The sequence below is a fragment of the Rhodanobacter fulvus Jip2 genome (assembly GCF_000264315.1).
Taxonomy (GTDB): domain Bacteria; phylum Pseudomonadota; class Gammaproteobacteria; order Xanthomonadales; family Rhodanobacteraceae; genus Rhodanobacter; species Rhodanobacter fulvus.
The window spans coordinates 21821-32503 of the sequence record NZ_AJXU01000008.1 but is presented as its reverse complement, the minus strand read 5'-3'; the positions used below and the strand labels follow the sequence as shown (position 1 = coordinate 32503).

The window sequence follows — 10683 nt, the reverse complement described above, 5'->3', positions numbered from 1 at the left end:
AGAGAAAGTGACTCGGTCGCCGCAGGTGATCGAAAGCTCTTCGCTATTGATCGACCAGCAAGAGCGTCGCGACTGAAGTCGCTCCTACAGGGAGCAGGGGCAAGAGCATCGCGCACAGGGTGCGCTCCTACAGGGCACGCCGAGGAGCCAAGCCATGACGCCTGAATCCATCATGGAGTTTGGCCAGCACGCGTTGTATGTGGCGATGCTGGTGGCGGCGCCGCTGTTGCTGACCGCGCTGGCCGTGGGCTTGCTGATCGGCGTGATCCAGGCCGCCACCCAGATCAACGAGATGACCCTGAGCTTCATCCCCAAGCTGATTGCGATGGCGCTGGTGGCCTTGGTCACCGGGCCGTGGATGTTGCGGGTGCTGGTGCAGTTCACCAAGCAGTTGATCGAAAGCCTGCCGAGTGCCATCAGATGACAGGGCTGGATCTGGCGCAGCTGCCGACCTGGCTGGGCAGCCTGTTCTGGGCGTTGGCGCGGGTCAGCGGGCTGTGCCTGGTGGCGCCGATTTTCAGCGCCGCGGTGATCTCGGCGCGGATCCGGGTGGGTGTGGTGGTGGTGTTGACGCTGGTGCTGGCGCCGCTGGCCTCGGCCACGATCGATCCGCTGAGCGCCGAAGGCGTGGCGACGATGGCGGGGCAGGTGTTGATTGGTGCGGCCATCGGTTTCGTGTTGAAGCTGGTGTTCGAGGCGGTGTCGCTGGGCGGGACCCTGATTGCGCAGAGCATGAGCCTGGGGTTTGCCGAAGTGGTGAACCCGCAGGCCGGCGGCAGCTCTCCTGTGTTGAGCCAGTTCTACCTGATCCTGGTGACGCTGTTGTTTCTGGTGATGGACGGCCACTTGCGCCTGATTGCGCTGCTTGCCGACAGCTTTCATACCTTGCCGCCGGGCGTGCCGGCGATCAACGCCGATGGCCTGCACGCGGTGGCCAGTTTTGGCGCGGAACTGTTTGCCGGCTCGGTGCGGGTGGCGTTGCCGGCGATGACCTCGCTGCTGGTGGTGAACATCGGCTTTGCGGCGATCAGCCGCGCGGCGCCGTCGATGAACCTGTTCGCGGTGGGTTTTCCGATCACCGTGTCGCTGGGTTTCGTTGCGTTGTGGTTGTCGCTGCGCAGCCTTCCCGGTGCGTTTGAAGCCCTGCAGGGCGACGCCTGGTCGCTGATGCGCAACCTCATAGGGAGCTGACGCCGTGGCTGACGACAGCGACCAGGAAAAAACCGAACAACCTACCGAAAAACGCCTGCGCGAATCCCGCGAAAAGGGCGAGGTTCCGCGATCGCGCGACCTGTCCGGCGCGATGGTGGTGCTGGCCGGCGTGGCGGCCTTGATGAGCAGTGGCCCAAGCGCGTACCTGCATGCGCAGCGAATCTTTTCGCTGGGCATGCATTACTCGCGCGACGCGCTGTTTTCCGACGCCTTGCCCGGCCGCGCGCTGGTGGCGGCGATGCACGAGGCGCTGGCGCTGTTCTGGCCGGTGGCGGTGGCGACGATGCTGGCCACGCTGGGGGCGCCGTTGTTGCTGGGCGGGCTCAACTTCAGCGGCAAGGCGCTGGAACCGAAGTTCGAGCGGCTCGACCCGATCAAGGGGCTGGGCAAGATTTTCGCCATGCGCGGCCTGGTGGAGCTGGGCAAGGCGCTGCTGAAACTGCTGTTCATCGGCGCGGTGCTGGCCTTGCTGCTGCGCCACTGGCAGGCCGAGCTTCAGGCCACCGGCAGCGGCTCGGTGACGGCCGGCATTGCGCAGTCGATCAGCCTGATGGGCCGCGCGGCGCTGTGGTTCGGATCGATGCTGGCGCTGATCGGCGGCATCGATGCCCTCTACCAGAAGTACGACCACGGCAAGAACCTGCGCATGACCAAGCAGGAGATCAAGGACGAGATGAAGGAGAGCGAGGGCAACCCCGAGATGAAGGGGCGCATTCGCCAGGTGCAGCAGGCGCAGGCGCGCCGCCGCATGATGGAAGACCTGCCGCGCGCCGACGTGGTGGTGGTCAACCCCACCCACTTCGCGGTGGCGTTGCGCTACGACGATGGGCACATGGGCGCGCCCCGCGTGATCGCCAAGGGCGTGGATGTGCTGGCCCAGCAAATCCGCCTGGTGGCGGGTTCCCATCACATTCCGATGGTCGAAGCGCCGCCGTTGGCACGCGCCTTGTATGCAACCACGGAAATAGGGCGGGAAATTCCTTCCGCCCTGTATGTGGCGGTGGCGCAGGTCCTGGCCTACGTCTACCAGCTGAAGCAAGCAACGGCGCAGGGCGAGACACCGCCCGCGGCACCGGTCCCCGACGTCGATCCTGAGCTGATGGGGCCTTATCGCGACACATGACGAGTCAAATCCATGACGGGTGCAGACGTACTAGGTAACTTCAAACACTTCGCCCGACGGGGAATTGGCGCACCGGTGATGATGCTGGTGATGCTGGCGATGTTGATGTTGCCGCTGCCGCCGTTCCTGCTCGACATGTTGTTCAGCTTCAATATCGCGCTGTCGCTGGTGATCCTGCTGGCGGTGGTCTACGTGATGCGGCCGCTGGAGTTCGCGGCGTTTCCCACCGTGGTGCTGATGGCGACCTTGCTGCGCCTGGCGCTCAACATCGCCTCCACCCGCGTGGTGCTGCTGCACGGGCATGACGGCCCCGGCGCCGCCGGCAAGGTGATCGAGGCGTTCGGCGAGTTCGTCATCGGCGGCAACTTCGCCGTCGGCCTGGTGGTGTTCATCATCATCACCATCATCAACTTCGTGGTGGTGACCAAGGGCGCTACCCGCGTGTCCGAGGTGACTGCGCGTTTCACGTTGGACGCGATGCCCGGCAAGCAGATGGCGATCGACGCCGACTTGAACGCCGGCCTGCTGACCCAGGAGCAGGCGCGCGACCGGCGCCAGGAGGTTCGCGAGGAGGCGGACTTCTACGGCTCGATGGACGGTGCCTCGAAATTCGTACGCGGCGATGCCACCGCCGGCATCCTGATCCTCATCATCAACATCGTAGGCGGCTTTTTCGTGGGCGTGATGCAGCACGGCCTGTCGGCCAGCGAAGCCGCCTCCACCTACACCTTGCTGACCATCGGTGATGGCCTGGTGGCGCAGGTGCCCGCGCTGATGCTGTCGGTGGCCGCGGCGATCATCGTCACCCGCGTGTCCAAGTCGCAGGACATGGGCAAGCAGGTGGTCGCCCAGGTGTTCGGCCAGCCGCGTGCGCTGGGCGTGGCGGCGGCGGTGCTGGCCGTGATGGGCGTGATCCCGGGCATGCCCAACGTGGCGTTCCTGTTGTTGGCCGCCGCCTGCGCCGGCGCGGCCTGGCTGCTGCTGAAGCGTGAGCGCGAGACCCGCGCCCAGCTGGCCGAGGCGGTGGCCGAAGCGCCGCAGGCCAGCGCGGCGCCCGAGCGCATGGAACTGGGTTGGGAGGACGTCGCCAGCGTCGACCCGCTGGGCCTGGAAGTGGGCTACCGGCTGATTCCGCTGGTCGACACGCACCAGGGCGGCGAACTGATGGGGCGGATCAAATCCGTGCGCCGCAAGTTGTCGCAGGAACTGGGCTTCCTGGTGCCGGCGGTGCATATCCGCGACAACCTGGATCTGGGCCCCAACACCTACCGCATCACCCTGATGGGCGTGCCGATGGGCGAAGCCGAGGTGCACAACGACCGGCTGATGGCGATCAACCCCGGCCAGGTGCACGGCACGCTGCAAGGCATCGCCACGCGGGACCCGGCGTTCGGCCTGGAAGCGGTGTGGATCGACAGCGGGCAGCGCGACCTGGCCCAAAGCTACGGCTACACCGTGGTCGACCCGGCCACGGTGATCGCCACCCATCTGTCGCACATCCTGCAGAACCACGCGCACGAATTGCTCAGCCACCAGGACGTGCAGCAGCTGCTGGACCGCCTGGCCGCCACCGCGCCGAAACTGGTCGAGGACCTGGTGCCGAAGCGGCTGACCCTGGGCGCCGTGGTGAAGGTGTTGCAAAACCTGCTGGCCGAGCGCGTGCCGATCCGCAATATGCGCAGCATCGTCGAATCCTTGGCGGAACATGCCACTCATAGTCAGGATCCCGGCGTTCTGACCGCCGCCGTGCGCGTGGCGCTGGGTCGCCAGATCGTGCAGGAGATCACCGGGCTGGGCACCGAAGTGCCGGTGATCACGCTGGCGCCGGAGCTCGAGCAGATCCTGATGAACTCGCTGTCCGGCGGCGGTGTGGCTGGCGCCGCGGTGGAACCGGGCCTGGCCGACCGCCTGCAGCAGAGCGTTGCCGACGCCGCGCGGCGCCAGGAAGTCACCGGCGAACCGGCCGTTTTGCTGGTTGCGCCACAGTTGCGGCCATGGCTCGCCCGCTTTACCCGCCATGTGGCACAAAACCTGCACGTACTCGCTTACAACGAAGTGCCTGACAACCGCCGCGTGCGGCTGGTCCAGGCACTGGGTCAATAAGAACCGGGAGCAGGGCATCGTGAATCGAGAATCGCAGGCAAGGGCAGGGATCATGGGGAAGCAGGAATTACGTCACCTCACCGCGTCCGGTCGCAACGCACTTGCTCCAACCCATTCCCGATTCCCCATTCCCCATTCCCGCGCGCGGAGCACGCCATGAAGATCAAGCGTTTCGTTGCCAAGGACATGCGCCAGGCCATGCGCGAAGTGCGCGAGGAGCAGGGCCCGGAGGCGGTGATCCTGTCCACCCGCCGGCTGGCCGAGGGCATCGAGGTCATCGCCGCCATCGACTACGACGAGGCCCTGATCCGCGAAGCCACGCGGCACAGTGTCGTGCCGGCGCAGGAATACGACGCGATGCCCGCGGCCGCCATTGCCGAAACGGCACCGGTCGAAGTGGCGCCGATAGCCGCTGTTGCCGACGCACCACGGCCGGTTGCACCGGCGCCGGTTCGCCCGTTCGCCGCGGTCGGGCCGACCCCTTCCGCCATGCCGCCCCGGCCGTATCCGAGCCGCATGGAATCGCAGGTCACGATGCCGCCGTTGGTGGCCGTGGACTCCCTCGCCGCCACGCAGCAGGTGAACGACCGCACGGCGCAGGACACCGCCCGCCTTCGCGCCGAACTGGGCAGCATGCGCGAGATGCTGGAGATGCAGCTTTCCAGCCTGGCCTGGAACGACATGGATCGCCGCCAGCCGCAGCGCGCGCGGGTACTGCGTGAACTGACCCGGCTCGGCATCGAGGCCGACGTGGCGCGTGCGCTGGTCGCCGAACTTCCCGATCAACTGAGTGCCGAGCAGGCGCGCTACCTGCCGCTGGGCATGCTCAGCCGCAGCCTGGTGATCAGCGGCCGCGGCCTGTCCGACGCCGCCGGCGTGACCGCGCTGGTCGGCCCCACCGGCGTGGGCAAGACCACCACTATCGCCAAGCTGGCCGCGCGTGCCGTACTTCGCCATGGCGCCGACCAGGTGGCCCTGATCAGCACGGATCATTACCGCATCGGCGCCGCCGCCCAGCTGGAACATTACGGCCGGCTGCTCGGCGTGCGCGTGTATCCCGCGCATGACGTGGCCAGCCTGCGCAAGGTGCTCGGCCTGCTGCAAGGTCGCCAGACCGTGCTGGTGGACACTGCCGGCGTGGCCGGCAACGATCCGCGCATGGCCCAGCAGATGGACGTGCTTGCCGCCGCCGGTGGGCTGCGCGCCTGCCTGGTGCTGGCGGCGAATGCGCAATCCGATGCGCTGGAGCAAGCCATCCGCGCGTACGAACCGCTGGCGCCGCAGGCCTGCATCCTCACCAAGCTGGATGAGGCGCCCAGCCTCGGCGGCGCGCTGTCGGTGGTGATCCGCCACCGCTTGCCGCTCGACTACACCACCGATGGACAGCGCGTGCCCGAGGACATTGCCGAGGCCAACGCGCGCACGCTGGTGTGTCGTGCCGCGCAATCGTTGAAAAGCAATGCGCCGGATGAGAGCCTGATGGCAGAACGGTTTGGCCTCGCGGTGGCCAGCGCATGAGTGGAGTACTTGCAATGGACCAGGCCTCCGGTCTGAAGAACCTGTTTTCCGCGATGGCAGGTGAACCCAACGGCCCGACAGGCACCGGGCAGGCTGATGGCCTGCTCGACATGCCGGGCAAGCCACGCCGGCGCTGCCGCGCCATCGCCGTCGCCGGCGGCAAGGGTGGCGTGGGCAAAAGCACCGTATCGGTGAACCTGGGCATGTCGCTGTCGATGGCCGGCCACGACGTGATGCTGCTGGATGCCGACATGGGCCTGGCCAATGTCGACGTGCTGCTTGGCCTCACGCCGTCGCGCCACATCGGCCACCTGCTCGATGGCGAGTGCGCTCTGGAAGACCTGATCCTGGAAGCACCGCGCGGCTTGCGCGTGATTCCCGCCGGCTCCGGTGCGCGTCGCCTGGCGCAGCTGGACAACGGCGAGCACGCGGCCATCATCCGCGCGTTCGACGAGCTGCCGCAGCCGCCGCAGTATTTGCTGGTCGACACCGCCGCGGGGCTGTCCGACAGCGTGGCGATGTTTGCCGCCGCCACCGACGACGTAGTGCTCGTGGTGTGCGATGAGCCCGCTTCCCTCACCGACGCTTACGCCATGATCAAGGTGCTCAGCCGCGACTTCGGCGTGCGCCGTTTCCGCATGGTCGCCAACATGGTGCGCAACGAGGGCGAGGCGCGCCAGCTGCACCAGAAGCTTTCGCGGGTGAGCGACCGTTTTCTCGACGTGGTGATCGATTTCACCGGGTGGGTGCCGCACGACGAGCGTCTGCGACAGGCCATCCGCCGCCAGTGCGCGGTGGTGGACCTGTGGCCGTCGAGCCGTTCAGCAATGGCATTCAAGCAATTGGCAGGTGCGGTCGATACATGGGCAGAACCCGAACGCGCTGGCCATGGCCGCATCGCCTTCTTTGGCGGTCAGCCTGTGTCGTCAACGGGGTGGTGAGATGAACGTGGCATCGGAGTATCTGCAACATTCCCGCGAAAGCGCCGACGAACTGGTACGTCGGCATGCACCGCTGGTGCGACGCATCGCCTATCACCTGATGGGACGGTTGCCGACCAGCGTTGACGTGGGCGACTTGATCCAGGCGGGAATGATCGGTTTGCTGGAAGCATCGCGCAATTACGCCCTCGACCGGGGCGCCAGCTTCGAAACGTATGCGGGCATCCGTATCCGTGGCGCCATGCTGGACGAGTTGCGGCGCACCGACTGGACCCCGCGCTCGGTGCATCGCAAGACCCGCGAAGTGGCCGAGGTGGTGCGCCAGATCGAAGCCGAGACCGGCACCGAGGCGGAAGACGCCGAAGTGATGAAGCGCCTGGGCATCGGCGCCGAGGAATACCACCAGGTGCTGGCCGATGCGGCCTGCGCCCGGTTGCTGAGCCTCACCGCACCGGACGACGGCGAGGAAAGTGCCGCGCTGGACGTGGCCGACGAATCGGGCCTGAGCCCGGCGGACAGCATCGAACATCAAGGCATGCGCGACGCGCTGGCCGACGCGATCACGGGCTTGCCCGAGCGCGAGCAGCTGGTGATGTCGCTGTACTACGAGCAGGAATTGAACTTGAAGGAAATCGGCGCCGTGCTCGGCGTGAGCGAATCGCGCGTCTGCCAGATCCACGGCCAGGCGGTGATCCGGTTACGCGCACGGCTGGGTGACTGGCGCGATTGAACACGCGATCAAGCGGGTACGACTGAACAAACGGCACCGGCGAACCAGGTCCGGTAGCTCGACCCGAAAAGCACAAACGGAGAACGTGGTTTGGACAAGAACATGAAAATCCTGGTGGTGGACGACTTCTCCACCATGCGGCGCATCGTCCGCAACCTGCTGGTCGAGCTGGGTTTCAGCAACCCGCTGATCCAGGAGGCCGACGATGGCGAGAACGCGCTGGTCATGCTGCGCAACCAGCCGTTCGACCTGGTCGTGACCGACTGGAACATGCCCAACATGACCGGCATCGACCTGTTGCGGGCGATCCGCGCCGAACCGGCCCTCAAGGGCCTGCCGGTGTTGATGGTCACCGCCGAGAACAACCGTGACCAGATCATCGCCGCCGCGCAGGCGGGCGTGAATGGCTACATCGTCAAGCCGTTCACCGCGGTCACACTGAAGGAAAAACTCGGCAAGATCTTCGAACGGATCGCTGCCGCCGGAGCCAATGCATGAACGCCATCCTGCCGTCGTTGAACGCGGAAAACCTGCCGCCCGAACTGCGCAACCTGCTCAACAGCCCCGACGGCCCCGCATTCGAACAGGCGCTGGACGTGATGGTGCGCGACCGCGAGAAGCGGCTGTTCCGCGCGCTGGGCCAGCTGGCCCGTGACCTGCACGGCGCGATGAGCCGGCTCGGTGGCGAGCTGGCCAACGAAGGCATTCCGGGCAGCGTCGCCGACGCGCGCAAGCACCTCAATGACGTGCTGGAAATGAGCGCGCAGGCCGCGCACCGCAGCATCGATTTTGCCGAGCGGATGCGCCCGGCCGCCGAGTCGCTGGCCCACAACGCGAACGAAGTGCTGGCGTTCACCGACAGCAAGAGCGATCCGGCCGCGGTGCTGGCACATCAGGCCAGCGATTTTGCGATCAGCTGCAACGAGGGCCTGGCCGACATGGTGATGGCACAGTCGTGGCAGGACCTGTCCGGGCAGCGCATCAAGAAAGTCGTCAACTTCATCGAAAGCGTGGAATCGTCCCTGCTCGAGCTGGTGCGCCTCACCGGCGCGCTGGCGGGCAGCGAGGTGCCCGCCAGTGTGGTCAAGGTATCCAGCCAGGACGACGCCGACCGCCTGCTCAGCGAATTCGGGTTTTAAGGTGCGCCTGTCGTGACCGCAGAGTTCGACAACGAGCTGCGCCAGGATTTTCTGGTCGAAGCCGGTGAGCTGGTACAGGCACTGGGCGAGCAGTTGATCGGACTGGAAGCGAACCCGCACGACAGCGAGTTGCTGAACGCGGTGTTCCGCGCCTTCCATACAGTCAAGGGCGGCGCGGGTTTCCTGGCGATCGAGCCGATGGTGCAGCTGTGCCATCACGCCGAGGACCTGCTCAACGGCGCCCGCAACGGTGCCGTGATTCTCGATGCACCGTTGATGGACGCGCTGCTCGAGGCGCTGGACCTGCTCAACGACATGATGGCCGCGCTCGGCGCCGACGCGCCGTTGGCGATGCCGCCACCGGCCTTGCTGCAGCGATTGAACCGCGCCGCGCCGGCGCCGGCTCCCGTACCCGTCGCGGCCCCGGTCGAGGCAAGCGGTGACAACGCCGCCATCGACGACAGCGAGTTCGAGGCGCTGCTGGACATGATGTATGGCAGCAATGCGCCCGGCACGGTCGAGCCGGCAGCGGTCGCCGTCGCACCGGTCGTGTCCGCGCCTTCGTCCGGTAGCGCCATCGACGATGACGAATTCGAAGCCTTGCTGGATGCCCTGCACGGTCAGGGCGGCCAGCCCGGCGCGGTGCCCGCACCGGCGCCACCCGTCGCCGTCGTTCCCGCGCCGGCGCCGGTGCCTGTATCCGCACCGGCACCCGCACCGGCACGCCATGCCGCCACGGCGGAAACCACCGTGCGCGTCGATACCGCGCGGCTGGATGCGCTGGTCAATCGCGCCGGTGAACTGGTGCTGGTGCGCAACCGCCTGCTCAGCCTTGCGGCCAGCAGCGCCGACGAGGCGCTGGTGATCGCCGCCAATGAACTTGATCGCGTCGCCGACGAACTGCAGACCGCCGTACTCGGCATGCGCATGCAGCCGGTGGGGCGACTGTTCCAGCGTTTTCCGCGCATCGTGCGCGACCTGGCGCGCCAGCTCGGCAAGAACGTGGAGCTGGTGCTGGAAGGCGAGGGTACCGACCTCGATCGCAGCCTGGTCGAAGCGCTGGCCGATCCACTGATCCATCTGCTGCGCAACGCGCTCGACCATGGCGTCGAGACACCCGACGAACGCAAGCGCACCGGCAAGCCCGACAAGGCGCGCGTGTGCCTGTCCGCCAGCCAGCGCGGCGAGCACATCGTGATTTCCGTCAGCGACGACGGCCGCGGCATGGATGCGAACGTGCTGCGCCGCAAGGCGATCGAGAAGGGCCTGATCAGCACCGACGAGGCGGCGCGGCTGTCCGATGTCGAGTGCTACGAGCTGGTGTTCCGCCCCGGCTTCAGCACCGCTGCGGTGGTGTCCGACATCTCCGGCCGCGGCGTGGGCATGGATGTGGTCAAGACCCGCGTGGCGGAACTGGGCGGCAGCCTGAAGGTGCAATCACGCCTCGGCCACGGCAGTGAACTCGAATTGAGCGTGCCGCTGACGCTGGCGATCCTGCGCGTGCTGATGGTGCGCGTGGGCGAACGCCTGCTGGCGCTGCCGATGGGCAACGTCGAGGAAGTCTTCGAATTGAGTGCCGGGCAGGACCGCATGCTCGACGGCCGCATGGTGGCCAACCACCGTGGCCGCGCCTTGCCGCTGGCCGACCTGGCCGGCTGGACCGGCTCGGCGGCGACCGCCGGCCGTCACGTGGTGGTGCTGCACATCGGCCATCTGCGGCTGGGTTGCCTGGTGCATGCGGTGCTCGGTCGCGAGGATGTCATGGTCAAACCACTGGGCCCCCTGTTCGAGGACGTCCCCGGCGTAGCCGGCGCCACGGTGACCGGCGATGGCCGGTTGGCGCTGGTGCTGGATCTGGCCGGGCTGGCCGACGAACGCGGGCAGTTGCTCCCCTCCTTGCGCGCGGTGGGTTGATAC

10 protein-coding genes are annotated in these 10683 nt (G+C 67.0%); all 10 read left to right on the top strand.

Annotated elements, in window-relative coordinates:
- Positions 1-154 precede the first annotated feature (154 nt).
- The 10 genes from fliQ to UU9_RS02100 all read left to right on the top strand — a co-directional run bounded on the left by fliQ (position 155) and on the right by UU9_RS02100 (position 10680).
- Positions 155-424, top strand: a complete 270-nt coding sequence (gene fliQ, locus UU9_RS02145; protein ID WP_007080070.1) for a flagellar biosynthesis protein FliQ — start codon at positions 155-157, stop codon at positions 422-424.
- Positions 421-1191: a flagellar biosynthetic protein FliR gene (gene fliR, locus UU9_RS02140; RefSeq protein ID WP_007080069.1), complete on the top strand. Its 771-nt coding sequence runs from the start codon at positions 421-423 to the stop codon at positions 1189-1191. Before fliQ ends, fliR begins: the two co-directional genes overlap by 4 nt.
- A gap of 4 nt (positions 1192-1195) precedes the next feature.
- The gene (gene flhB, locus UU9_RS02135; protein ID WP_007080068.1) at positions 1196-2335 is read left to right on the top strand and encodes a flagellar biosynthesis protein FlhB; all 1140 of its coding nucleotides are present in this window, start codon (positions 1196-1198) and stop codon (positions 2333-2335) included.
- A gap of 12 nt (positions 2336-2347) precedes the next feature.
- Positions 2348-4438 carry a flagellar biosynthesis protein FlhA gene (gene flhA / locus UU9_RS02130; RefSeq protein WP_040670015.1) on the top strand — a complete coding sequence of 697 codons (2091 nt, stop codon included), beginning with the start codon at positions 2348-2350 and terminating at the stop codon, positions 4436-4438.
- Between the two features lie 156 nt (positions 4439-4594).
- Positions 4595-5956, top strand: a complete 1362-nt coding sequence (flhF, locus tag UU9_RS02125) for a flagellar biosynthesis GTPase FlhF (protein WP_007080066.1) — start codon at positions 4595-4597, stop codon at positions 5954-5956.
- On the top strand, positions 5953-6897 hold the full coding sequence (locus UU9_RS02120; RefSeq protein ID WP_237710199.1) for a MinD/ParA family ATP-binding protein: 945 nt from the start codon (positions 5953-5955) through the stop codon (positions 6895-6897). The genes flhF and UU9_RS02120 overlap by 4 nt, the downstream gene beginning before the upstream one ends.
- Before the next feature lies 1 nt (position 6898).
- Positions 6899-7627: an RNA polymerase sigma factor FliA gene (locus UU9_RS02115; RefSeq protein WP_007080064.1), complete on the top strand. Its 729-nt coding sequence runs from the start codon at positions 6899-6901 to the stop codon at positions 7625-7627.
- A 90-nt stretch (positions 7628-7717) separates the two neighbouring features.
- Positions 7718-8125 carry a chemotaxis response regulator CheY gene (locus tag UU9_RS02110; RefSeq protein WP_007080063.1) on the top strand — a complete coding sequence of 136 codons (408 nt, stop codon included), beginning with the start codon at positions 7718-7720 and terminating at the stop codon, positions 8123-8125.
- On the top strand, positions 8122-8766 hold the full coding sequence (locus UU9_RS02105) for a protein phosphatase CheZ (protein WP_007080062.1): 645 nt from the start codon (positions 8122-8124) through the stop codon (positions 8764-8766). Before UU9_RS02110 ends, UU9_RS02105 begins: the two co-directional genes overlap by 4 nt.
- Positions 8767-8778: 12 nt before the next feature.
- A complete protein-coding gene (locus UU9_RS02100) occupies positions 8779-10680 on the top strand; it encodes a chemotaxis protein CheA (protein ID WP_007080061.1) in 1902 nt (633 codons plus the stop codon).
- The last annotated feature ends 3 nt before the right edge of the window (positions 10681-10683 follow it).

Coding starts and splice junctions, on each gene's coding strand:
- flhF (WP_007080066.1), top strand. CDS start 4,595: ATGAAGATCAAGCGTTTCGTTGCCAAGGACATGCGCCAGGCCATGCGC.
- fliR (WP_007080069.1), top strand. CDS start 421: ATGACAGGGCTGGATCTGGCGCAGCTGCCGACCTGGCTGGGCAGCCTG.
- fliQ (WP_007080070.1), top strand. CDS start 155: ATGACGCCTGAATCCATCATGGAGTTTGGCCAGCACGCGTTGTATGTG.
- UU9_RS02120 (WP_237710199.1), top strand. CDS start 5,953: ATGAGTGGAGTACTTGCAATGGACCAGGCCTCCGGTCTGAAGAACCTG.
- flhA (WP_040670015.1), top strand. CDS start 2,348: ATGACGGGTGCAGACGTACTAGGTAACTTCAAACACTTCGCCCGACGG.
- UU9_RS02115 (WP_007080064.1), top strand. CDS start 6,899: ATGAACGTGGCATCGGAGTATCTGCAACATTCCCGCGAAAGCGCCGAC.
- UU9_RS02105 (WP_007080062.1), top strand. CDS start 8,122: ATGAACGCCATCCTGCCGTCGTTGAACGCGGAAAACCTGCCGCCCGAA.